The sequence below is a fragment of the Flavobacterium sp. IC2-16 genome (assembly GCF_055521455.1).
The window spans coordinates 505,649-528,612 of sequence record NZ_CM145480.1; the positions used below are offsets into that span (position 1 = coordinate 505,649).

A 22,964-nucleotide genomic window follows, 5' to 3' on the forward strand; every position below is an offset into this window, starting at 1 on the left:
TTGTGTTTTACATTTCGTCTGGAAATATTTTTCCGGGATTTAATATATTGTTGGGGTCGAATACGGCTTTAATGCGTTCCATTAGCTCCAAGTGTACTTTGGTAAATGCTATATCCATGTAGTTTTTTTGAACCAAGCCTATACCGTGTTCGCCCGATAGCGTTCCTTTTAAAGCCACCGTTAGTTCAAAAATTTCTCGTATACCTTTAGGTACTTCGGTTTTCCAATTCTCATCGGTCATATCGGCTTTGATGATGTTGACGTGCAGGTTCCCATCGCCGGCATGGCCGTAACAAACCGATTTAAATCCGTACTTATCCCCTATGGTTTTAATCCCTTTTAAAAGCGCTGGCAATTCGTAACGCGGGACAACCGTATCTTCTTCCTTATACACCGAATTGGATTTTACCGCTTCAGCTACACCACGACGCATGCGCCATAAGGCATTTTTTTGATCTTCGGTATCGGCAAACAAAATCTGATCGATCTCAAATTGCTCAACAACACCCATAATTTTTTCGGCTTCCTGCATTAAAATATCAGGATAATTGCCATCCACTTCAATAAGCAAATGTGCCTGAATGTTCTCTTTTATCGCCACATTTACCCCGTCTATGTATTTGATAGCCCAATCGATTGCATCGCGCTCCATGAATTCTAAAGCACTAGGCACTACTCCAGCTCTAAAAATAGCAGAAACGGCTTCGCAAGCTTGTTCGGCCTTGTAAAACGGAACCAACATTAAAACGTTATGCGAGTTTTTAGGAAGCAGTTTTAAAACAATTTTGGTGATAATCCCGAGCGTTCCTTCGCTTCCCACCATCAATTGGGTAAGATTATAGCCCGTAGAGTTTTTTAGTGTATTAGCTCCCGTCCAGATGATTTCTCCGGAAGGCAAAACCACTTCTAGGTTAATGACATAATCTTTGGTGACACCGTACTTAACAGCTCTTGCCCCACCTGCGTTTTCGGCTACATTTCCGCCAATAAAACAACTACCACGACTGCTTGGGTCTACCGGATAAAACAAACCTTTTTCTAAAAGCGTTTCCTGCAATACTTGAGTAATTACAGCAGGCTCGGTGGTAACTTGAAGGTTTTTCTCGTCTATTTCGATGATGGAATTTAGTCGGTCTGTAGCCAATGCAATACCTTCATAAATACTAAGCGCCCCACCACTTAAGCCGGTTCTGCCCCCAATGGGTACCGTTGGAATTTTATATTGATTGGCCAGTTTAATGATTTCTGCTATTTCCAGTGCCGAAGCCGGTTTCACGACAACCGTAGGCGGAAACATATAATCTTCAGTTTCGTCATGACCGTAATGGTTGCGGGTTTCGCTGTCGGTAAAAACATACGATGAACCTACAATTGCTTGTAATTTTTGTAGTATTTCGGGTGTGATTGCCATGGTACTTATTTTCAAACAAATTTAGTTGTTTTTCTTTTTCTTTTAAAAGAGATTTTACTGTGTCATGGCAGTTCCTTTTAAACGACTTTCGCTGCTCCAAAATCCTTGGTTAAAATTACCCAATTTGCGATGTTTTTTTTATTCGGGTTTACTCGGCTTATATACGGGGTATATACGGCTTAAGTACGGCGTAATTATGGGGAAAGTTTTTAGGATAAAAACCAGGTTGAAGGTGCTTTGATTTGGTTGTTGATTTTGATTTTGTGGCATTTTTTCTGTGGCAACATTTTTGCCACGGTTTTTTTGCCACAAATTCGTGGCAGGTTTTTTTGTTTGACTTATTTGCCACAGCAAAAAAAGTTTGAAATATCACTAAATTTAGTGATTGTGCAGTATGTTTTTTATGGGTAAGTTTGGAAAATATCTCAGTGTAGAAATGTTTCTTTCATACATATCTACTAGTTAGTGGTAATTATTCGCATCTGAGGCCGCGGGGCGCTTCCCTTAAACACTCCTAAATGGAGTCTTCTGAAAGGAAGAGAGCAGGTTCAACTCCTGCCAGATGCACAAAAAAAGGAAAAATGACAAAAAGCCCTGCAAAAAAAGAATTCAAAGAAAGATTTGGTCAAGCAAATCATTTTTTGATTACTGCACTTGTTGGAATTGATGCTATTCAAAGTGGAATGATAACTAAAAAGCCTGATAGCTTTAGCACAACTTGGGAGCCAAAAGACCCAAAAAAATCAGCGAATCGTTCTCGCATTTTTGTTCTAAAATCTTTTTTAGCATGGGCGGTTGAATCGCTTGAGATGTACATGACAGAGCTAAATAGAAAACCAAAATTATTGGAATCAGAAAAGTTTACAGAATTATTTTCTAGAGCTGGACAGTCTATTTACAAAAAAACAATTTATATAGCTGATGAAATAAAAGTAGACCCAATGTTAATTGCCTTAATGGAGGTTTTAATAACTTGGCGTAATTATACTTTTCATTATGACATCGATAATGAAATAAGAGATTCAAGTTTACAATATCTGATTACAAATTCTGAAGAACTTAAAAATCGATTTTCAGGGTTGGAAATTTCAATGTTGAAAAAAACATGGGAATCAAAAGGGGATTTTACTTTCAAAGAAACAGCTGCACTAATCAAGGCTACTCAGGACTTTGTGAGCGCTATAGATGAATATGCGCTAGCTGAACTTAATATGGAAAAATATTTATCTGACTTTCTCGAAAAATATTTTAAAGATGTTCCATCTAGTTTACAAAGACTAAAATCATTTACCGAAGAAAAGCAAAAAAAGTATATTAGGGTTTTACTTCAAAATGTCGCTGGTGTAACAGAAATTCAAGAAGATGTTGTTACTACGCTAATTGAAAAATTTTAACAAGCCATAACTACTGCCAACAGCGGTTTTATATAAGCGAGGAACAGTGTTTAATGGAAAGAGCTGTGCTCCAACTTTCTTCTCCGAAATCAAGTTTTTTCTTTCAAACTTTTCGGTATTTTTGTAAACACCAGTAACAAAAATCCACGCCTTCACAAAGTCGGCGGGACGTTGAAAGTAATTTCAATAAAATACAAAACAGATGAAAATAAGAATACTAATAATTATAATACTTTTTAACTTACAAAATATTAGTAGCCAATGTGTATTTAAAGAAGTTACTACATTAAATGCGGCTTCATTAGCAATAGGACTTGATAACAAATTATATGGATGGGGTTCAACATTAGATTTTGATTTGAATACCTCTTCTGGTATGCAAACTAATGTAACACAAATAGGGATTGATGAAAATTGGGCTAAGATAGACGGAGGGAATCGTCATGTTTTACTATTAAAATCAAATGGTACTTTATGGGCTATGGGATGGAATGGTGAAGGACAGTTAGGAGATAATAGCTTAACAAACAAAAATATTCCAATCCAGATTGGCCTAGAAAATAATTGGGTAGCTATTTCGGCAGGTCAAAATTTTTCATTAGCAATAAAAAACGACGGTTCATTATGGGCTTGGGGTAACAATCAGAGTGGACAATTAGGAATTGGCACTACGGTAAATCAAATTGTACCAGTTCAAGTGGGGAACGATACGAATTGGTCAAAAATTAATGCTGCTAAAAATAATTTTGCGTTAGCTATTAAAAATGATGGAACGCTTTGGGCTTGGGGAACAAACACTTATGGTTATTTAGGTTTGGGTAATTACGCTACCCAAAACATTCCTACTCAAGTAGGAACTGATAATAATTGGCTTTCTGTATCGAGCGGTTTAAATCATACCCTTGCGCTAAAGAGTGATAATACATTATGGGCATGGGGTAGAAATGCATATGGAGAACTTGGAAACAACACTACTACAACTGCAACTACACCTTCTCAAATAGGCTCTAACAATGATTGGCAGTATATTGATGCAAGCTATTTAAGCTCAAAAGCTATTAAAGCTGATGGAACATTGTGGTGTTGGGGTGAAAATTCTCAAGGCAATATAGGGGATGGTACTTTTACTAACAAATTAATACCAACTCAAATTGGTATAGACAGTAATTGGTCGGGAATTTTCTCTGGACAAGCACATACACTTGCTTTAAAAACTAATTCTGAAATTTACAGCTGGGGTGCTAATAACATTGGACAACTTGCAAACGGTAATACAATAAATTTATCATCTCCATATCAAATTAATTGTACCAATTTAGATACTGTAGATTTTGATGTTCAAAATAATTCTGTAACGATTTTACCTAATCCTACAACGGACACTTTCGAAATTGCTATGACAGATTTCTATAGTAAAGTTGAACTTTATGATTTAACAGGTAGAATGATACAATTTTGGTCTGTAAAACAAAACATATATTCATTAACTAATATTAACAATGGGGTTTATACTTTAGTCATATACTCGAATAAAAACATTATTGTTAAAAAAATTATCAAAAAATAGTCATTCCCAACAAGCGGTTTACACCCCCTTCAAGACCCACCACCAAAACACCAAGGTTAAAAACGAAAGTGGAATCCCAAAGCCAATCATCATATTAGCCAGTTTGGGTTTCAAACCGTAATTTACCGCTACAATGGCTCCGGTAATCATAGGCGCCATAGCCGATTCCAGCACCGAAACCTGAACTTCGAGTCCGTGTGCTTTTAGAACAAGTACATAGAACAGATAAAAGAAAGCCGGAGTGACAAAAAGCTTAAACAGTAACCCTAGAGATAAAAACTTCCAGTGTTTGCTTTTCCAATCGAATTCCAGTTGCATGCCTACCGCAACCAAAGCAATTGGGGTAACTGTACTCCCCAAGCGCTGAAAAACCGATTGCAGCATTTCTGGAAAATCGAGTTGACATACATTTAACCCTACGGCAATAACAAACGCCACAAAAGGCGGGAAAAACAGTATTTTTCTAAAAATAGCGTTTAACGAATTGTTCGAATGTCTGGAATACAGCGTTGCCACTAAAATAGCTAAGGTAGAAACCACGACAAACGACCCCGGTTGATCTACAATAACGGCGGTTTCTAAAGCTTTCTTGCCGTACACGGCTTCTATTACCGGAAAACCAACAAACGAGGTATTGCCTAAACCTGCCACAATGATTAAACAGCCCGTAAGCCGTTTTGACCATCCGAAGATTTTGGAAAAAACACTAAAGAACACGTACGACAACGCAAAACCCAACCATGCTACCCCTAATGGGAACAACAACTTCGTACTAATTTCCAACTTTGGAATATAATACAAGGCTACTGCCGGAAGCGAAATATGAATGACAAACTGATTGAGTGTTTTATAACTTAACGGAGGAAATGCGGCGGAGCGTTTGAGCAAAAAACCCAAAAGCATACAAACAAAAATGAGTAGAATGTTGTCCATAACAGCGGTTGACTAACAAAGATATTATTAATTTGAAATCTATTTACTACTTTTACGAAAAGCTTTGTTTTGAATTCTTCGCATAAAAAATCGGCCTTAAAAGAAAATGACGGTATCGAACAACCGGAAATCATTAGTGCGGCTTCTGTGGAACAAATCCAAAAGTTTAGAAGAGCACAACCTACCGCCGAAGAACTGATTGCCAACATTTTAAAAGGCGACAAAACCGCTTTAAGTCGTGCTATTACTTTAGTGGAAAGCACCAGCGAAAAACACCTGGAAAAAGCTAATGAAATCATTAAAGGCTGTTTACCACATGCTAATAAATCGGTTCGAATTGGGATTACCGGTGTTCCTGGTGTTGGAAAATCGACTTTCATTGAGGCTTTTGGGAAGTTTTTGACATCATTAGGCAAAAAAGTAGCTGTGTTAGCTGTCGACCCGAGCAGTTCGATTTCACATGGTAGTATTTTAGGCGATAAAACCCGTATGGAAGAGCTCGTAAAAGATGAAAACGCTTATATACGACCTAGCGCTTCCGGTGAAAGTTTGGGTGGTGTGGCCCGAAAAACGCGAGAATCTATTATTTTATGTGAAGCTTGTGGGTTTGATACCATTTTAATTGAAACTGTGGGTGTAGGACAAAGCGAAACCGCCGTACACAGCATGGTTGATTTCTTTTTGTTACTGAATTTAGCCGGTGCCGGTGATGAATTACAAGGCATCAAACGCGGAATTATGGAAATGGCCGATTTAATCGTAATCAACAAAGCCGACGGCGACAACGTCAAACGCGCCCGATTGGCCAAAACCGAATACAACCGTGCGTTACATCTATTTCCAATGAAAAATTCGGGTTGGTCCCCAAAAGTTACCACATGCAGCGCATTACACAACGATGGGATTGCTGATGTTTGGGAAACGATAACCGACTATTTCAACTTAACCAAAGAAAACCATTTTTTTGAGCAAAAACGTAAGGAACAAAACCAGTATTGGTTAATTGAAACCATAAACGAGCAGTTAAAACAAAATTTCTATAACCACCCTGAAATTCAGAAATTACTAGAGGAAAATAAAAAAGCGGTACAAAACAATGAAATTTCACCGTTTGCCGCCGCTCAGTTGCTTTTGAATAAGTATTTAGGTCATTAGGAGTTAGGAAATAGGAATTAGTGATTGCTAACTAACAACTAATTACTAACAACTAATCACTAAAAAAACTACTCCTGCGACTGAAAACTGCGACTAAACGTTAGTCCTCGTAGCGTTCCATTTCGCGATCGTAAAACTCACCCGCCAACGTGATTAAATGTTCCATTTCAGATTCCATTTCTTGTTCGTCTTCTTCATCGATTTCTTCTAAAAATTCAACTGAATCATCTTTTAAATTGATTAAAAAACGTGGAAATTCTAAATGAATAATGAAAATATCATCTGGAAAATCGGTGTTGTCTGCTAAAACGAATTTTGGTAATTCCATACAAATTATGAATTATGAGTTTAAAACTATATATTAAGAGGGATAAGGGATGAGTAAAAAGATTGCAAATCATTTACTTCCTTTTCTCTTTTCTCTTATCTCTTATCACTTTCCACTATCAACTTATTGCTTAAATAATTAAAGCGAAGATACAAAAATACTGCTGCAGCTGTTAGTCCGGATAGTAATCCGATCCAAATACCAATCGCTTTTAGTTCGGTGTACAATCCCAGATAAATGGAAATTGGAAAACCAATAATCCAATACGCAATAAAGGTTATGTACATGGGTACTTTAACATCTTGTAATCCGCGAAGTGCTCCTAAAACCACTACCTGAATTCCATCGGAAATTTGAAAAATAGCCGCAATTATAATTAAATGAGCCGCAATGGAAATCACCTCGGCACTATTCGCCAATGTTGAAACATTTTCGGCATTCATGAACAATTCTGGTAAGTACGGATGCAATATCACAAAAATAACAGCAAAAATACCTTGAATGATAATGGCTAATAAAAACAAGGAACGTGCTACTGTTTGTAGCATTTTAAAGTCTTGCGCTCCTTTGCAATTTCCGACACGAACCATACCTGCCACGCCTAAACCAGACACAAACATAAAAGTAAACGTTGCTAAACTTAAAGCAATTTGGTTGGCTGCTTGCGAAGCTGTACCAAGTCTACCCGAAAGCCAAATGGCTCCTGTAAACAAGGCAACTTCAAAAAACATTTGCATGGAAGACGGCAATCCTAAATTGATGATTTTTTGAACAATATCCTTTTGCAATTCTTTGAATGAAAACCCATCGAAATAGGTTTTAAATCGCGCTTTATTTTTTAAAGAAAAATGAATGAAAATTAGCATTACAAAACGAGAAATAACGGTTCCGTATGCGGCACCCAACATTCCTAATTTTGGGAAGAACCACAGGCCATAAATCAAAACTACATTCAAGAAGAAATGCACCACATTACATAGTAAGTTAGCCCACATGGCTACTTTGGTCTCCGATTTCCCATCGGCAAACTGCTTATATCCTTGAAAAATAATAAGCGGAATTAGTGAAAACGCCACAATATCCAAAAAAGGCTTTGCCAATTTAACGACAGCTGCCGGCTGGCCCATTAATTCTATTAAGGGCTTAGAAAAATAGATTATTGAAAATAAACTAATTCCTAGGATTGTACATAAAATAAGTCCGTGATGAAAAATGGTACGTTCTTTATCCACATTCTTTTCTCCATCTGCTTCTGCAACCAATGGCGTAATGGCGGTAGAAAAACCCAAACCAATAGACATGGCTATAAACACAAAACTATTAGCCAAAGAGGCCGCTGCTAATTCGGTTGGTCCTAATTTTCCAACCATAACATTATCGACAATACTCACCAAGGTATGCCCGAGCATTCCTAAGATAATTGGGTATGCCAGTTTTAAATTTGACGAAAACTCTTTTGTATAGTTAGCCCAACGCATGGTTAAAAATTTTGCGCAAAGGTAAGAAGTAGATTTTCGAGAATTGTATCTATTTCTTAAAAAATGACATACATGATAACAATTTGACTACTAAGCATATAGGCGTCCTCTTTAAGAAACATTAAGCTTTTTTAACAGAAGTTTATCTTTTTATGCAAAACAAATCCTGAAAACGGCAGTTTTTATACTAATTCAATACTAAATTATTTTACCCATGAGACATGCAAAATTTATTTCGGCAATTACATTATTTGTATCGGCACTATTTATTTCTGGAGAAGGATTCGCTCAAGAAACTGAGCAACCTAAATACTTACATGTTTGGCGATTAGGCTTCGGACTGAACGGTGGTGTACCTGTAAAAGAGTCGTATAGTTTTAGTTTAGGAGGAGATGCTCGCTTGCAATACGATTTATCTACCAAAACCTCATTGGCTGCCACAACGGGCTATACTCATTTATTTAGTTCGGGAACCGATGCCGGATTTATACCTGCTAAATTAGGATTTAAAGCATTTTTAGGCAATCAATTTTATGTTTTAGGAGAAGCTGGTGGCGCTTTTGGAACTACTAAAGAGCTTGGTAATTCGGTTTTATGGGCACCCGGAATTGGAATTGCTACCAAGCACATTGATGTGAGTTTACGCTACGAAAACTACAACGATTATGATACCGGACAGGTTTCGCTTCGTTTAGCCTATGGGTTTAAATTATAAAACAAAAAAATAACCGCAGCTTCATGAATTAAAGTCTTTAATAGCTGTGAATCTGCGGTTTATTATTATTACTTATTTTAAATTTCGTTCTTTTAAAATAGCATCCAACTCCTGATTATTATACTTGTCCTTATTAAGCAACTTGTATGCAAAAAATAAAGGAATTAATGTTAGTAATCCAAGTGTGTTTTTAACTATACTGTAAAACACAATTCCAATACAAAACCCTATTAAAAGTGCGTTTAATAATACATTAGACTTTCTTTTCTTGGCTTCTTGTAGCAATTCTTGATCTGTTAATTCAGATAGATTTTTTTCTTTCATTATTTATTTTGTTGATGATTATTTCACAAAAATATTAAGTCTTTTTTCATATCAAACAAAAAATAGGGAAAAATATTACATTGCAGAAAAAGACGGGCTTATTCAGCTCACACATCTGGTATAAAACAAAAACGCCTTCTAAATACAGAAGGCGTTTTTTATTACTTACTTAACTGATTGCGATACAATTCGAAATCGGCTTTAATTTTCGCATCGAGTTCTGGCTCTTTAATGTCGGTATACTTTTGCATTTCTTCCCAAATGATTTTGGCAACCATATAACGCGCCATTTCTTTATCATCTGAAGGAATGATGTACCAAGGTGCATGAGGTTTAGACGTTTTATTAATGGCTTCTTCATAATACTTCATATAATCGTCCCAACGCTCTCGTTCTTTCAAATCGCCGGGTGAAAATTTCCAATGATGCTGTTCTTCTTCCAAACGACGTAGTAACCTTTTACGCTGCTCTTCTTTGCTCATATGAAAGTAAAACTTTAGCACTATTGTTCCGTTTTGGGTTATATGTTTTTCAAAATTATTAATCTGTTCAAAACGATTTTCCCAAAATTCGGGTTTGATATCTTCTACTTTTTCAATGCCTGGTAAATTTTCATTCAGAATATATTCCGGATGCACACGGGTTACCAATACATTTTCATAATGGGTTCTGTTAAAAACCGCAAATTTCCCTTTTTCGGGTAAGGCAAGATAATGACGCCACAAATAATCATGTTCCAACTCGGTGGAATTTGGCGTTTTAAAACTGTGCACCACTACCCCACGCGGATTAAATTCTTTGAAAACCTCCCGAATCAAACTGTCTTTTCCCGAAGTATCCATTCCCTGCAAACAAATTAAAACCCCATAACGGTTGTGCGCATACATTACATCTTGCAGCTCACTAAGTTTGGCCTGAACTTTATCCAGCTTTTCCTCTTTATCGTTATCATTCAAATGAGTTTGCAACTCCGTTGGGAAGTTTTGCAATGCAAACGGCTTGGTAATTTTAAAATCATCCGGATTAAATACTGCCATATTCTTTGGGTTTATATTCGTAAATATAAGTAATTTTAGAAGCTCGTTCCCGCTATCCGCTGTATCTTTTTTTGCCATTTTTCAAAGCAAAAAAAAGGATGTCGCTGCTATCGGGGCTAAAACCATAAACCACAAGTATGCACAAATTCACTTTAGAAATTTTATTTCAAATTATCGGAATTGGTTCGGCTTCCGGACTTATCTTTAAAGACAATCAGGTATTGGTTGTAGGCGACAATAGTAGTTATTTATACGAATACAACATTGAAAATAAAACACTGGATCGCCATCCGCTTACGGAAAACCCAACAGAAAATATAGCCAAAAAAGAAAAACCAGATTTTGAAGCCATCACCGAGTTTGATGGGAAAATTTATGTTTTTGGCTCCGGCTCTACCGAAAAACGTACCAAAATGGTACAATTGGATGCTAAAACAAAAACCGTTGAAGCCACTTCCGACTTAAGCGATTTGTACCTTTCTATGCAAACCTTTGCCGAATTGCCCGAAGGTGATTTAAATATTGAAGGTGTAGTACGAAATACCGATGAATGGTTTTTCTTTAATCGCGGTAATGGCAGCAAAGGAAAAAACATAATTTTTACGGTTCAAGGTAAAAACCTCACAGAAGAATTTAATATCATTACCAACGAATACAAACTCCCTAAAATTAAAGGTGTTCGCACCGGTTTTACCGATGCCATTTTGGTGGGCAAAAAAATCTATTTTTTAGCTACGGCCGAAAACACAACTTCTACCTACAGTGATGGTGAAGTTTTAGGAAGCATTATTGGGCGTATTGATACAAGTACTATGAAAATCGATTTTACAAAAAAAATTACCGACACGCATAAATTTGAAGGTTTAGCGTTATATCAAGAAACAGATAGTGAAATTAGCTTTTTACTTTGTGAGGACAACGATACTGAGGTATTAAAAGCTAATATCTTTCAACTAAATCTGAAAAAATAATTCTGTAAAAATTAACGCTTAACCACAAAAGAAAACGATGAAAAAGACTTTCATTATCTTGAGCAGCACAGTATTGCTTACCCAATTTAGTTGCAGAGAAGCTAAACCCGAAGTTTATGATGCAAATGAAACCACAGAAGAAATTGTAATTGAATCCGGTGATTTTTTGCTCCCCGAACCTGAAAACCAAGAAAGTTATGCTGCACTAGAAGAAAACCCCTTCGAAAGTCCACAACAAAGCCCATTATCTACTTTTTCAATAGATGTAGACAATGCTTCCTATACCAACATACGTCGTTTTATCAATAACGGTCAAAAAGTCCCAAAAGAAGCTGTACGCGTTGAAGAAATGATGAATTTTTTCAAATATAGCTATCCACAACCTACAAACCAACATCCGTTTTCAATTAACACGGAATATAGTGATTGTCCGTGGAATAAAAAGCACCAACTTTTGAAAATTGGAATACAAGGACGAAATATTGAAATGGATAATCTTCCAGCTTCTAACATTGTATTTCTAATTGACGTTTCGGGCTCAATGTCAGATGACAACAAACTTCCGCTTTTAAAAGAATCTATGAAACGAATGGTTAAAGAACTTAGACCAATAGACAAGGTTTCTATTGTTGTTTATGCTGGTGCTGCAGGTTTGGTTTTACCACCAACATCTGGTGATGAAAAAAACAAAATCATGGATGCATTCGACGAGTTATCTGCTGGAGGTAGTACAGCTGGAGGAGCCGGGATTACATTAGCATATAAAATTGCTGAAGAAAACTTTATTAAAGGAGGAAACAACAGAATTGTATTAGCAACGGATGGCGATTTTAATGTAGGAGGAGCTTCGGATCAAGACATGGAAAAATTAATTGAAGAGAAACGAAAATCGGGTGTTTTCTTAACTTGTTTGGGCTATGGAATGGGCAACTACAAAGATAGCAAAATGGAAATATTAGCTGATAAAGGTAATGGTAACTATGCATACATAGACAACATGCAAGAAGCCAACCGTTTTTTAGGTAAAGAATTTAAAGGCAATATGTTTGCAATTGCTAAGGATGTAAAAATACAGATAGAATTTAACCCAAAATATGTTCAGGCCTATAGATTAATTGGCTACGAAAATAGAAAACTAAAAACAGAAGACTTTAAAAACGATGCCGTTGATGCAGGAGAACTGGGGAGCGGACACACTGTTACTGCTTTGTATGAAATCATACCTATCGGTATAGAAAGTGACTACAGCCTTCCAAAATTAAAATACACATCTGTAAACAATGAATCTGGCAACAACAGTAATGAATTAGCCACTGTTAAGTTTCGATATAAAAAACCAGATGGTGAAAAAAGCATTGAAATAGTTGAAACTATTGCCAAAAAAACTACTTCTTTGAAGGAAGTCTCTAAAGATTTTAAATTTGCTTCGGCTGTTGCTTGGTTTGGGTTGAAACTAAGAGAATCAAAATTTATTTCAGATAAAGATTCAAATCATATTCTAACTCTTGCCAAACAAGGTTTATATAACGATGATGAAGGTTACAAATCAGAATTCATTCGCTTGGTGGAAGCTGTAAATTAACAATTACTTACAACAAAAAAACCCTGAAATATTCTTTCAGGGTTTTTTATTTTTATTTCTCAATCTCTTTCAAGCTTTCCATTTTCTTGTGAGCCAAGAAACCTTTAATATCTTCGAAATGTTCTTTCACGCGTTTGTGTCCGAATTCGAAAACTTTTTCGGCTAAACCGTCTAAGAAATCACGGTCGTGGGATACTAATATCAAGGTTCCGTCGAAATCACGTAGAGCATCTTTAATGATATCTTTGGTTTTCATATCTAAGTGGTTGGTAGGCTCATCCAGAATTAAAACGTTTACGGGTTCCAACAACAATTTAATCATGGCTAAGCGGGTTTTTTCACCACCAGAAAGCACTTTTACTTTCTTTTGGATGTCATCACCCTTAAACATAAATGCTCCTAATAAATCTTTAATTTTGGTACGCACATCGCCTACTGCAATTTGATCGATAGTATCGAAAATAGACAATTCGCCATCCAATAAAGCTGCTTGATTTTGTGCAAAATAACCAATTTGAACATTATGCCCGATTTCCAGTTTTCCACCGTCATGATCGATTTCTTTCATGATGGCTTTAATCATGGTTGACTTTCCTTCACCGTTTTTACCTACGAAAGCGACTTTCTGTCCGCGCTCGATAACCATACTTGCGTTATTGAAAACTACATGGTCGCCGTATTTTTTTGTCAATTCTGCTACAACCACAGGATATTGTCCTGAACGTGGTGATGGTGGGAATTTTAATTTCAAAGCCGATGTATCCACCTCATCTACCTCAACAAGCACTAACTTTTCTAACATACGAACTCGAGATTGTACTTGCTCGGTTTTAGAGAAAGTACCTCGGAAACGCTCAATGAACGCTTGATTTTCGGCAATGAACTTTTGTTGCTCATCGTACGCTTTTTGCTGGTGTATACGTCGATCTTGACGTAAAACTAAATAATCAGAGTATTTTGCTTTGTAATCGTAAATACGTCCCATGGTTACTTCGATGGTACGATTGGTAATATTGTCTACAAACGCACGGTCGTGAGAAATTACCATTACCGCTTTGGCTTGATTGATTAAAAACTCTTCCAACCACTGAATACTTTCCATATCTAAGTGATTCGTCGGCTCATCCAACAAAATCAAATCCGGTTTTTTCAAAAGGATTTTCGCTAGTTCAATACGCATTCTCCATCCTCCTGAAAACTCAGAAGTTGATCGCGTAAAATCTTCTCTTTCGAAACCTAAACCTTTCAGTACTTTTTCAACCTCAGCTTCATAATTTACTTCTTCAATCGAATAATATTTTTCAGAAAGTTCCGAAACACGTTCGATTAATTTCATATACTCGTCACTTTCGTAATCGGTACGAATGGTTAATTGCTCGTTGATATCATCAATTTCTTTCTTCATGTTCAACACCTCTGCAAAAGCTTTCGATGTTTCTTCCATTACCGTGCAATCGTCAGCAGTAAGTAAATGCTGTGGCAAATACGCGATTACAGCATCGCTTGGCGCAGAAATTCCACCACGAGTTGGTTTGTTTTCACCGGCTACAATTTTTAACAGTGTCGATTTTCCGGCACCATTCTTACCCATTAAGGCAATTTTATCATTTTCATTAATAGCAAAAGTGATGTCACTGAACAATGTTGTCCCTCCAAACTCTACTGCGATATCGTTTACTGTAATCATATTTGTTAATTTGTTGATTCGGTTAATTGGTTCTCCGAATTTTGAAGGTGCAAAGATAATTGAATTTGATAATGCGCCAATTTGAAAATCAGTTAAAAACAACTTGTTGCAATAAAAAAAGGCAGCTACTGCTGCCTTTTGAACTATAATTTTATAAAATTACTCTTCTTTCATAAAAAGGAAATCTCCTTTTACATTAAATACCGCTACTAAAAACTTGTCATCATTATTTAACCCTACTTCAACATTTTTATCTCCGTTGTCCATACTTACCTCTGATGCTTCAAGTACTTTAAATGTTGGATAATTCGCTTTTAGATAATTTTTAACTGATGTGGAAAGGCGATTGATTTTAATTGCTTTTTCTACTGCTTTTTCATGCCCTTCTTTATCGTAACTCACCAAATATTTAACTTTATTATTTAAGAAAGTGGCTTCATATCGTTGCGAAGTTCCGTTATCACCTCTATAGGTCATATTCCACATTACGTCGTTTGCATTGGAATATTTTTTATTAAATGCCATAGTCACTTCCGATGGCACATATATTTGCTTGCTGTCTTGTGCAAAAGATGAAAAACTTATCAGTAAAAATAAAAGTAATGCTCTCATAGTTAAAATATTTTAGTTCTTAAAGTTACTAAATTTCATTAAAAACTTAAAAAAATCATTCACTTTTATTCATCGTCCATTTCGAAAAACAAAGGCTCAATCATAACTCTATCGGCCATAATTTCTATCTTTTCTGTAATTTCTGTGCAAAAGAAAATGCGCTGTGTTTTTGTGATACTGTCGGAAATTCGAATAATTTTAGGATCCATTCGGTTCTTAAAAAGTACATCGGCATCATCTACCACAAACATTTTTAATTGATTTACATCGTATCCTGCAGTAGCAAACATATCGTTTAACCGATTGGGTGTTCCAATTAGCACATCGATACCAACCGATATTTGGTTTTTATCGTAATCCAAATCGCTTTTATCGTGAGTTCCGTATATTCTCAAATCGGTATATTTCCCCAAAACTGAAAACATATCCATCATTTCAAGCACTTTTTCTTTGGTTTCCACAACGATAAGTGCGCGAGGAGAAATCATATGCGCTTTCTCCAATCGCTGAATAACATTCAAAACTATTGTGGTTGTTTTTCCACTTCCTCCAATCGACTGTATTACAGCATCAGCTCCACTTTTAATTGTAGAAAATGTTTCTTGTTGCATTTCATTGGCTTCGATTAAATCAAATTCAATAAGTGCTTTTTGAAGGTTCGGGTTTATTTTTTTTAATTGCATAACTAGTAAGTGAAAAGTTAAAAGGGGTAAGGGAAAAGTTATTTTTAATTTACAACTTTTACCTTGTTACTTATCCCTTATTACTTAAATTTATTTGCTCGCGAAGAGTTTTACATCATTTTCTGAAATTTCATTCCCACCTAAAATAATAAGGCGTTCTACCACATTACGTAACTCTCGGATATTACCGGTCCAGTCGTATTCTTGAAGTAATTTTATTGCGCCTGGCGAAAATTTCTTAACGGCTGTTCCTTGCTCTGAAGCGATTTTATCGGTAAAATGTCCTATTAATAACGGAATATCATCACGTCTGTCGTTTAATGCCGGAACTTTAATTAAAATAACTGCCAAACGATGGTACAAATCTTCACGGAATCTACCTTCAGCGATTTCCTTTTTTAAATCTTTATTGGTAGCAGCCACAACACGAACATCAATTTTTATGTCTTTATCTGCTCCTACACGTTGAATTAAATTTTCCTGCAATGCACGTAATACTTTGGCTTGTGCAGGCAAACTCATATCACCAATTTCATCTAAAAAAATAGTTCCTCCATTGGCTGCTTCAAATTTACCAGCTCTGTCTTTTACTGCCGAAGTAAAGGCTCCTTTCACATGACCGAACAATTCGCTTTCTATAAGCTCGGATGGTATTGCAGCACAGTTTACTTCAATTAAAGGCGCAGCCGAACGCTCGCTTTTTTCATGCAACTGATGTGCTACTAGTTCTTTACCTGTTCCATTAGGCCCGGTTATTAAAACTCTTGCTTCTGTTGGTGCAACTTTATCAACCATTTCCTTGATATGGTTAATAGGTTCGCTTTCACCAACCATTTCGTAGTTTTTAGAAACTTTCTTCTTCAGAATTTTATTTTCAACCACCAATTGTTTTCGATCTAAAGCATTACGAACTGTATTAAGCAATCGGTTTAAATCGGGTGGTTTCGAAATATAATCAAAAGCGCCTAATCGCATTGTATTAACAGCCGTTTCCAAATCGCCGTGACCTGAAATCATCACGATTGGAATTTCGGGTTTTATTTTTTTTGCGGCTTCTAATACTTCTTCCCCATCCATTTTTGGCATTTTGATATCACAAAGCACTAAATCATAATCTTCATTTTTGATTTTTTCTAAGCCTTCCAAACCATCTTCGGCTTCCTCTACTTTATATGTATCATTTTCTTCCGATAGAATTTTGGTTAAAACTCTTCGAATTGCCGCTTCATCTTCTATGATTAATATTTTTGACATTTCTTTTACTTACTAATTTGATTAATTGATCATTCGAACCTCTCGTTGCGGGAAAGGAATTGAAATATTGTTTCTACGGAAGGAATCGTCAATTTTAAAACGAATTTCGCTTTGAATTCTCGGACTTCGCATACCATTTTCGACGAAAAAATTCACTGAAAAATTAAGTGACGAATCGGCAAAATCTTCAAATAGAACAATAATATTTTCGGTTGTCAATACACCTTCGGTTGTTTTTGCAGCGTTAATAAGTAACTGCCTCACCAACTGCACATCACTCCCATAGGCTACACCTACTATTACTTGTTCCCGATTTGTTCTATTGTTTTGTGTCCAATTGAAAAGAGTTTCTACCATAAATTTATGGTTTGGAATAATCATAACCCTATCGTTTCTAGTAACCATACGTGTTGTACGTAGTTTTATTTCTTTTACTTCGCCTACTTTTCCGTCTACTTCAATAATATCTCCTACATGCAACGATTGATCTAATATTATTAAGATTCCCGAAATAATATCCTGAAAGAATGTTTGCAAGGCAAATCCAACACCAACAAACAAAGCTGCTGACGCTGTTAAAAAAACATTCATATTTACTCCACACGAATGCAGTGTGAACATAAAAACCAGTACATAAACTACATACTTGATGAATTGAAATACGCTAATGAATTTGTTTTTGTCTTCATCAGGTAAATTTCTGGTAATAATTTTTCTTGCTAATCTTAGAACAACAGTAGTCATGATTAATACCATAACCAAAATAATTAAATCGGCTACGGTAAAATCAATAGTTTTAGTATTGATTAATTGATATTTCAATATGCTACCTATGTGTTCTAACATTGCTTATTGGTTTAATATTTCAACCATTTGAAAAGTTCTTTCCATGTTGGTTTTTTACCATACATTAAAATTCCCACTCTATAAATTTTAGAGGCAAACCAAACTACTCCAATAAAAGTCCCGAATAACAACGCAATTGAGATTGCAATTTGCCACCAAGGCACTCCAAAAGGAATACGCATTAGCATTACTATTGGCGAGGTAAATGGTATCATGGAAAATACTGTAGCAACTGTACCGTGAGGGTCGTTCATTACAGTAAAAAACCCTACATAGACCCCTAACATTAAAGGCATAATAATTGGCAATAAAAACTGTTGCGAATCGGTTTCACTATCAACGGCAGCACCAATAGCGGCATAAAGCGAGCTGTATAAAAAGTATCCTCCGATGAAATAAATTACAAAAAACACAACTATGGTTAAGGTTGGAATTTCATTAAGATACAACTGAATTTTTCCTGCAAAACTTGTAGCAACTTGCATTTGTTCGGCAGATAATTGAGTTGTAGATGTCATATCGGCTTGACCGCCCATAAACATGGTTAGTACAATCAACAATACAAAACCTAAAATAATCCATACCAAAAACTGCAAAATACCGGCTAATGAAGTACCGATAATTTTACCCATCATGAGCTTAAAGGGTTTAACCGAAGAAATAATAATTTCGATAATTCGATTTGTTTTTTCTTCAATTACACTTCGCATAACCATGTTACCATAGATGATAATGAACATCATAATCAAATAACCGAAAGCAAAACCAATTCCGATTTTTATTTCGTTTAAGTATTTCAGTCCTTCTTCTCCCGAAAACTTAGTAACATGAATATCTGATTTCACTTTAGCTTCTTCAATTTTCTTAGTATCAAAACCAAGTTTTTGAAGGCTATCGTTACTTAATTTAGTATTTATAACGCTTTCAAGACCCATGATAAACTCGATTCTTGGGCTGTCATCTGAAATATATTGCGTTTTAGTAGCCAAATCGGACAGGTTAGCCACTTTAGGCACATAAATCATACCTTCGTAACTCTTGCTTGCCGTGTTTTTAGCTACTTGAAATGGCATTTTAGACAAGTCGATGTACTTAATTCCTTCAGAATCTTTAAAATCTTTCACGAAAACTCCAGCTTCGTCGTGAACCGCTATCTTTTTTATTTCGCCTTCGTTGATATTTGATAAATACGCAATTAAAACCGTCATACCTACTATAAGTAATGGCCCTAAGAAAGTCATTACAATAAATGACTTATTGCGTACTTTGGCAATAAACTCTCTTTTTATGATTAAACTTAATACACTCATATTTTTTAAAATTCAAAATCCCTAAAAATAAAACTCCAATTTTCAAACAATGAATTTGAAATTTAGCTCTAAGAATTTATTAGTTTTTATTTGTTACCGTTTGAATGAAAATATCGTTGATACTAGGAATTTTTTCAACAAAATGAGTTACTTGCCCGTTTTGCGTTAAAATATTCAGTAGCTCGTTTGGTGTAGCCTTATCCAATTGCACTTCTAACTTTAATTCGTCGTTAAGCGATTTAAAATCGGTTGATTGCAATTTGAATTTCTGTGTTAAATCATACATTAATCGCTCTACATTACCCGAAAGAATTCCAACTTCGTAGGCATTGGTTCGATGTTCTTTTTTGACATCGATAAGTTTTCCTTCGATTAATTTATTCGATTTATGGATTAAGGCAATATCATCGCACATTTCTTCCACACTTTCCATACGATGCGTAGAAAAAATTATAGTTGATCCTTTCTTTTTTAATTCGATAATTTCATCTTTTATAAGATTGGCATTTACCGGGTCAAACCCTGAAAACGGCTCATCGAAAATAAGTAGTTTCGGTTGATGCAAAACGGTTACCACAAATTGAATTTTTTGAGCCATTCCTTTAGAAAGTTCTTGGATTTTTTTATCCCACCATCCTTGAATCTCAAATTTTTCAAACCAATATTTTAATTGTTTTTTGGCTTCGGCGTGTGACAACCCTTTAAGTTGGGCTAAATACAAACACTGTTCCCCAACCTTCATGGTTTTATACAAACCTCTTTCTTCGGGCATATACCCAATATATTGCACATGATGAGGCGCTAATTTTTCGCCATCAAGAATAACCTCGCCACTATCGGGCATGGTTATTTGGTTGATAATTCGAATTAACGAGGTTTTTCCAGCTCCATTTGGCCCTAGCAGACCATAAATACTTCCTTTTGGAACTTTAAGCGAAACACTGTTTAATGCGGTATAGTCGCCATATTGCTTGACAACATTATTCACTTCAAGAATTGAACTCATGAATTTAGTATGTTTTTTGTAAAAATACGTATTTGTAACGAAATAGCTGAATTTGTTACATAAAAAAACCCGTCTGTAAACGGGTTTTAGATATAACTACTTGATATTATGAAAACATATCTTTGACTTTTTCAAAGAAAGATTTATCTGATTTTTCAGGTTTCGGAGTGAAATTTGGATCGTCTATCATTTTCTCAAAAAACTGCTTCTGTTCTTTGTTTAGAGTTTTTGGTGTCCAAACATTAACATGAACCAACAAGTCACCACTTCCATAACTATTTAAACTTGGAATTCCTTTTCCTTTTAAGCGTAAAATTTTACCCGATTGAATACCTTCTTCCAATTTAATGCGGACTTTACCTCCTACTGCTTCAATATCTTTAGATGTTCCTAGGGCAGCTTCAGCAAAACTGATGTATAAATCGTAATGCAAATTTTCACCTTCGCGTTTTAAGAATTCGTGTTCTACTTCTTCGATAGCAACAATTAAATCACCTGGTATACCATTAGAGCCTGGAGCATCATTACCTTTTCCAGCAACTTTTAACTGCATGCCATCTACTACACCAGCAGGAATTTTGATTGAAACTGTTTCGTCTTCTAAAACCATTCCGTGCGCATCGGCTCCTGCAGGTTTACTATCTATCATTTGACCCGTTCCGCCACAAGCATTACATGGAGAGGCTGTTTGCATTCTCCCTAAAATGGTATTGGTTACACGAGTTACTTGTCCGGAACCATGACAGGTTGGACACGTTCTGTAAGTAACTCCTTTGGCTTGAACTTTACGTTTTACTTTTACTTTTTTCTCAACGCCATTGGCAATTTCTTCCAAATTAAGTTTTACTTTAATTCGCAAGTTGCTCCCTTTCATTCTGCGTTGACCGCCGCCTCCGCCGAAACCACCAAAGCCGCCACCAAAAGCACCACCGAAGATGTCTCCAAATTGGCTGAAAATATCATCCATATTCATGTGATGACCACCACCTCCGAAACCACCAGCACCATCAAAAGCAGCATGACCGTATTGATCGTAACGTGCTTTTTTGTCAGCATCTCCTAAAATCTCATAGGCTTCGGCTGCCTCTTTAAATTTATCTTCAGCAACTTTGTCACCCGGATTTTTATCTGGATGAAACTCAATGGCTTTTTTACGATACGCTTTTTTAATTTGTTCAGCCGTAGCGTTTTTATCTACACCAAGTACTTCGTATAAGTCTCTTTTTTTCATTGACAGTTCAATTTTAGGGATTTAGGCCCCAATCACTACTTTAGGGAAACGAATAATTTTTTCGCCCAATTTATATCCTTTTTCCACAACATCTACCACCTTACCTTTCATTTCATCACCGGCAGGAATTTGGGTTATGGCTTCAGCAAAATCGGCATTAAAATCATCACCAGATTTCACCTCAACTTCTTCCAAACCTTTTGAAATTAAAGTTGATTTTAGCTTATCGTAAATCAATTCTACACCTTTAACCAAAGCTTCGTCTTCCGACTTTGAAATTTGCGTAAGTGCGCGGTCAAAATCATCCATTACCGGCAACATAGCTTGTAAAACTTCTTGTCCGGCTGTTTTAAATAATTCTACACGTTCTTTAGTTGTTCGCTTTTTATAGTTTTCAAATTCGGCAAACAAACGCAAAAATTTATCTTTTTCTTTTGCTAAATCTTCCTGAAGCTTTTCTTCAACAGTTAGTTCTGCATTTGTGATTTCTTGATTTTCTGAAACATTCTCATTTTGCAAAGGCTCTTTTTCGATATTTTCAGTACTTTCTTTAGTCATATTTTTATTTCTTTTTTTAAACATAAATGTGTTCCAAAATTGAGATTGCAAAAGTATTGCCATTTCTTTAAAAATGTCAATTTGTCATTCTCTTTTTTTATAAATTTTAAAATATTATTCTCTACTAAAATTATTTTAATACTTTTTTAAGAAGAATTTAATTTCAAAATGGATAGATTTGTAGTTAAGAACAACAAACAACACTGAAATTTTATGAAAAAAATTTTCCTTAGCTTATTTCTTATTTCTTCTGTAGTGCTAGTTTCTTGTAAAAAAGAACAAACTACTGAAACCACAGATGTTACTTTACCTGCAGCAAATGATTCTGGTACTATTTTTAAAGCCGACACTACAGCTTCTGTAATTGATTGGACAGGTTTTAAGCCAACCGGAAAACATACAGGGACTATTCTTTTAAAAGAAGGTCAATTAACCGTAAAAGACAGTCAGATTGTAGCTGGTAAATTTACTTTAAACATGAATTCTATAACTGTTACCGATTTAAAACCTGGTGATGGCAAAGAAGATTTGGAAGCACACTTAAAAGGAACTGGAGATAAAGAAGGGCAAGATCATTTTTTTAATGTAAAAAAGTATCCAACTGGAGATTTCACCGTCATTAATGTTGCTGAAGAAAATGGAAAAACAATTGTATTTGGAAACTTATCTATTAAAGGTGTTACCAAAGCAGTTAATTTTCCAGCAAAAGTATCGGTAACCGATTCTTTAGTTACTATTGAAAGTGAGCCTTTAATGATTAACCGTACCTATTGGAAAATTAATTACGCCTCTAAGTCTATTTTTGGTGATTTAAAAGACAAATTCATCAACGATGAAGTAGAAGTTAAAATAACTATTAAAGCAACTAAATAATTATTAATT

The 22,964-nt window shown here is 35.6% G+C and carries 22 protein-coding genes and 1 tRNA gene; 8 read left to right on the forward strand and 15 right to left on the reverse strand.

Going from position 1 to position 22,964, the window contains the following annotated elements:
• Positions 1–7: 7 nt before the first annotated feature.
• Complete coding sequence (locus ACZ1JT_RS02215) at positions 8–1,411, reverse strand: FAD-binding oxidoreductase (RefSeq protein WP_465094539.1); 1,404 nt, start codon at positions 1,409–1,411, stop codon at positions 8–10.
• A 478-nt stretch (positions 1,412–1,889) separates the two neighbouring features.
• Here ACZ1JT_RS02215 and ACZ1JT_RS02220 point away from each other — a divergent pair.
• The 3 genes from ACZ1JT_RS02220 to ACZ1JT_RS02230 all read left to right on the forward strand — a co-directional run bounded on the left by ACZ1JT_RS02220 (position 1,890) and on the right by ACZ1JT_RS02230 (position 4,372).
• Positions 1,890–1,978 (forward strand) — tRNA-OTHER (locus tag ACZ1JT_RS02220).
• Positions 1,979–1,992: 14 nt separating this feature from the next.
• Entirely contained in the window at positions 1,993–2,805 is an 813-nt protein-coding gene (locus ACZ1JT_RS02225) for a hypothetical protein (RefSeq protein ID WP_465094540.1), read from the forward strand.
• A 202-nt stretch (positions 2,806–3,007) separates the two neighbouring features.
• Positions 3,008–4,372, forward strand: a complete 1,365-nt coding sequence (locus tag ACZ1JT_RS02230) for an RCC1 domain-containing protein (protein ID WP_465094541.1) — start codon at positions 3,008–3,010, stop codon at positions 4,370–4,372.
• A gap of 18 nt (positions 4,373–4,390) precedes the next feature.
• On the opposite strand, the gene ACZ1JT_RS02235 is transcribed toward ACZ1JT_RS02230, so the two are convergent.
• Entirely contained in the window at positions 4,391–5,305 is a 915-nt protein-coding gene (locus ACZ1JT_RS02235) for an AEC family transporter (protein ID WP_465094542.1), read from the reverse strand.
• A 69-nt stretch (positions 5,306–5,374) separates the two neighbouring features.
• Between ACZ1JT_RS02235 and meaB the strand changes: the two genes are divergently transcribed.
• Entirely contained in the window at positions 5,375–6,460 is a 1,086-nt protein-coding gene (meaB, locus tag ACZ1JT_RS02240; RefSeq protein ID WP_465094543.1) for a methylmalonyl Co-A mutase-associated GTPase MeaB, read from the forward strand.
• Positions 6,461–6,560: 100 nt separating this feature from the next.
• On the opposite strand, the gene ACZ1JT_RS02245 is transcribed toward meaB, so the two are convergent.
• Positions 6,561–6,788 (reverse strand): hypothetical protein, encoded by a 228-nt coding sequence (locus tag ACZ1JT_RS02245; RefSeq protein ID WP_465094544.1) that lies wholly within the window; start codon positions 6,786–6,788, stop codon positions 6,561–6,563.
• Between the two features lie 95 nt (positions 6,789–6,883).
• Positions 6,884–8,266 (reverse strand): MATE family efflux transporter, encoded by a 1,383-nt coding sequence (locus ACZ1JT_RS02250; RefSeq protein ID WP_465094545.1) that lies wholly within the window; start codon positions 8,264–8,266, stop codon positions 6,884–6,886.
• A 214-nt stretch (positions 8,267–8,480) separates the two neighbouring features.
• Here ACZ1JT_RS02250 and ACZ1JT_RS02255 point away from each other — a divergent pair, with 214 nt between their 5' ends.
• A complete protein-coding gene (locus ACZ1JT_RS02255; RefSeq protein ID WP_465094546.1) occupies positions 8,481–8,981 on the forward strand; it encodes a hypothetical protein in 501 nt (166 codons plus the stop codon).
• A 72-nt stretch (positions 8,982–9,053) separates the two neighbouring features.
• Here the strand turns inward: ACZ1JT_RS02255 and ACZ1JT_RS02260 are convergent, their stop codons facing one another.
• A complete protein-coding gene (locus ACZ1JT_RS02260) occupies positions 9,054–9,305 on the reverse strand; it encodes an FUSC family protein (protein ID WP_465094547.1) in 252 nt (83 codons plus the stop codon).
• Positions 9,306–9,466: 161 nt separating this feature from the next.
• Positions 9,467–10,342, reverse strand: coding sequence for a PPK2 family polyphosphate kinase (locus tag ACZ1JT_RS02265; RefSeq protein WP_465094548.1), 876 nt, complete (start codon positions 10,340–10,342; stop codon positions 9,467–9,469).
• Positions 10,343–10,479: 137 nt separating this feature from the next.
• Between ACZ1JT_RS02265 and ACZ1JT_RS02270 the strand changes: the two genes are divergently transcribed.
• Positions 10,480–11,313 carry a DUF6929 family protein gene (locus tag ACZ1JT_RS02270; RefSeq protein ID WP_465094549.1) on the forward strand — a complete coding sequence of 278 codons (834 nt, stop codon included), beginning with the start codon at positions 10,480–10,482 and terminating at the stop codon, positions 11,311–11,313.
• Positions 11,314–11,350: 37 nt separating this feature from the next.
• Complete coding sequence (locus ACZ1JT_RS02275) at positions 11,351–12,895, forward strand: vWA domain-containing protein (RefSeq protein ID WP_465094550.1); 1,545 nt, start codon at positions 11,351–11,353, stop codon at positions 12,893–12,895.
• Positions 12,896–12,947: 52 nt separating this feature from the next.
• Here ACZ1JT_RS02275 and ACZ1JT_RS02280 read toward each other — a convergent pair whose 3' ends face one another.
• The 9 genes from ACZ1JT_RS02280 to ACZ1JT_RS02320 form a co-directional block, all read right to left on the reverse strand.
• Positions 12,948–14,582 carry an ABC-F family ATP-binding cassette domain-containing protein gene (locus tag ACZ1JT_RS02280; protein ID WP_465094551.1) on the reverse strand — a complete coding sequence of 545 codons (1,635 nt, stop codon included), beginning with the start codon at positions 14,580–14,582 and terminating at the stop codon, positions 12,948–12,950.
• Between the two features lie 159 nt (positions 14,583–14,741).
• The gene (locus ACZ1JT_RS02285) at positions 14,742–15,194 is read right to left on the reverse strand and encodes a hypothetical protein (RefSeq protein ID WP_465094552.1); all 453 of its coding nucleotides are present in this window, start codon (positions 15,192–15,194) and stop codon (positions 14,742–14,744) included.
• A 65-nt stretch (positions 15,195–15,259) separates the two neighbouring features.
• Complete coding sequence (locus ACZ1JT_RS02290; protein WP_465094553.1) at positions 15,260–15,877, reverse strand: DEAD/DEAH box helicase; 618 nt, start codon at positions 15,875–15,877, stop codon at positions 15,260–15,262.
• 90 nt (positions 15,878–15,967) lie between these two features.
• Positions 15,968–17,131 carry a sigma-54-dependent transcriptional regulator gene (locus ACZ1JT_RS02295; RefSeq protein ID WP_465094554.1) on the reverse strand — a complete coding sequence of 388 codons (1,164 nt, stop codon included), beginning with the start codon at positions 17,129–17,131 and terminating at the stop codon, positions 15,968–15,970.
• Between the two features lie 21 nt (positions 17,132–17,152).
• On the reverse strand, positions 17,153–17,977 hold the full coding sequence (locus ACZ1JT_RS02300; protein ID WP_465094555.1) for a mechanosensitive ion channel family protein: 825 nt from the start codon (positions 17,975–17,977) through the stop codon (positions 17,153–17,155).
• Between the two features lie 11 nt (positions 17,978–17,988).
• The gene (locus tag ACZ1JT_RS02305) at positions 17,989–19,287 is read right to left on the reverse strand and encodes an ABC transporter permease (RefSeq protein ID WP_465094556.1); all 1,299 of its coding nucleotides are present in this window, start codon (positions 19,285–19,287) and stop codon (positions 17,989–17,991) included.
• Positions 19,288–19,366: 79 nt separating this feature from the next.
• Positions 19,367–20,293, reverse strand: a complete 927-nt coding sequence (locus ACZ1JT_RS02310) for an ABC transporter ATP-binding protein (protein WP_465094557.1) — start codon at positions 20,291–20,293, stop codon at positions 19,367–19,369.
• 106 nt (positions 20,294–20,399) lie between these two features.
• The gene (gene dnaJ / locus ACZ1JT_RS02315; protein WP_465094558.1) at positions 20,400–21,524 is read right to left on the reverse strand and encodes a molecular chaperone DnaJ; all 1,125 of its coding nucleotides are present in this window, start codon (positions 21,522–21,524) and stop codon (positions 20,400–20,402) included.
• Between the two features lie 21 nt (positions 21,525–21,545).
• A complete protein-coding gene (locus ACZ1JT_RS02320; RefSeq protein WP_465094559.1) occupies positions 21,546–22,106 on the reverse strand; it encodes a nucleotide exchange factor GrpE in 561 nt (186 codons plus the stop codon).
• A 189-nt stretch (positions 22,107–22,295) separates the two neighbouring features.
• Here ACZ1JT_RS02320 and ACZ1JT_RS02325 point away from each other — a divergent pair, with 189 nt between their 5' ends.
• Entirely contained in the window at positions 22,296–22,955 is a 660-nt protein-coding gene (locus tag ACZ1JT_RS02325; RefSeq protein ID WP_465094560.1) for a YceI family protein, read from the forward strand.
• Positions 22,956–22,964: the final 9 nt, after the last annotated feature.

What these genes read in the sequence shown, in the direction of transcription:
- ACZ1JT_RS02230 (WP_465094541.1), top strand. Translation starts at nt 3,008, where the DNA reads ATGAAAATAAGAATACTAATAATTATAATACTTTTTAACTTACAAAAT.
- ACZ1JT_RS02285 (WP_465094552.1), bottom strand. Translation starts at nt 15,194, where the DNA reads ATGAGAGCATTACTTTTATTTTTACTGATAAGTTTTTCATCTTTTGCA.
- ACZ1JT_RS02245 (WP_465094544.1), bottom strand. Translation starts at nt 6,788, where the DNA reads ATGGAATTACCAAAATTCGTTTTAGCAGACAACACCGATTTTCCAGAT.
- ACZ1JT_RS02255 (WP_465094546.1), top strand. Translation starts at nt 8,481, where the DNA reads ATGAGACATGCAAAATTTATTTCGGCAATTACATTATTTGTATCGGCA.
- ACZ1JT_RS02310 (WP_465094557.1), bottom strand. Translation starts at nt 20,293, where the DNA reads ATGAGTTCAATTCTTGAAGTGAATAATGTTGTCAAGCAATATGGCGAC.
- ACZ1JT_RS02265 (WP_465094548.1), bottom strand. Translation starts at nt 10,342, where the DNA reads ATGGCAGTATTTAATCCGGATGATTTTAAAATTACCAAGCCGTTTGCA.
- ACZ1JT_RS02295 (WP_465094554.1), bottom strand. Translation starts at nt 17,131, where the DNA reads ATGTCAAAAATATTAATCATAGAAGATGAAGCGGCAATTCGAAGAGTT.
- dnaJ (WP_465094558.1), bottom strand. Translation starts at nt 21,524, where the DNA reads ATGAAAAAAAGAGACTTATACGAAGTACTTGGTGTAGATAAAAACGCT.
- ACZ1JT_RS02225 (WP_465094540.1), top strand. Translation starts at nt 1,993, where the DNA reads ATGACAAAAAGCCCTGCAAAAAAAGAATTCAAAGAAAGATTTGGTCAA.
- ACZ1JT_RS02250 (WP_465094545.1), bottom strand. Translation starts at nt 8,266, where the DNA reads ATGCGTTGGGCTAACTATACAAAAGAGTTTTCGTCAAATTTAAAACTG.
- ACZ1JT_RS02270 (WP_465094549.1), top strand. Translation starts at nt 10,480, where the DNA reads ATGCACAAATTCACTTTAGAAATTTTATTTCAAATTATCGGAATTGGT.
- ACZ1JT_RS02290 (WP_465094553.1), bottom strand. Translation starts at nt 15,877, where the DNA reads ATGCAATTAAAAAAAATAAACCCGAACCTTCAAAAAGCACTTATTGAA.
- ACZ1JT_RS02260 (WP_465094547.1), bottom strand. Translation starts at nt 9,305, where the DNA reads ATGAAAGAAAAAAATCTATCTGAATTAACAGATCAAGAATTGCTACAA.
- ACZ1JT_RS02325 (WP_465094560.1), top strand. Translation starts at nt 22,296, where the DNA reads ATGAAAAAAATTTTCCTTAGCTTATTTCTTATTTCTTCTGTAGTGCTA.
- ACZ1JT_RS02275 (WP_465094550.1), top strand. Translation starts at nt 11,351, where the DNA reads ATGAAAAAGACTTTCATTATCTTGAGCAGCACAGTATTGCTTACCCAA.
- ACZ1JT_RS02280 (WP_465094551.1), bottom strand. Translation starts at nt 14,582, where the DNA reads ATGATTACAGTAAACGATATCGCAGTAGAGTTTGGAGGGACAACATTG.
- ACZ1JT_RS02235 (WP_465094542.1), bottom strand. Translation starts at nt 5,305, where the DNA reads ATGGACAACATTCTACTCATTTTTGTTTGTATGCTTTTGGGTTTTTTG.
- ACZ1JT_RS02215 (WP_465094539.1), bottom strand. Translation starts at nt 1,411, where the DNA reads ATGGCAATCACACCCGAAATACTACAAAAATTACAAGCAATTGTAGGT.
- ACZ1JT_RS02300 (WP_465094555.1), bottom strand. Translation starts at nt 17,977, where the DNA reads ATGTTAGAACACATAGGTAGCATATTGAAATATCAATTAATCAATACT.
- ACZ1JT_RS02320 (WP_465094559.1), bottom strand. Translation starts at nt 22,106, where the DNA reads ATGTTTAAAAAAAGAAATAAAAATATGACTAAAGAAAGTACTGAAAAT.
- ACZ1JT_RS02305 (WP_465094556.1), bottom strand. Translation starts at nt 19,287, where the DNA reads ATGAGTGTATTAAGTTTAATCATAAAAAGAGAGTTTATTGCCAAAGTA.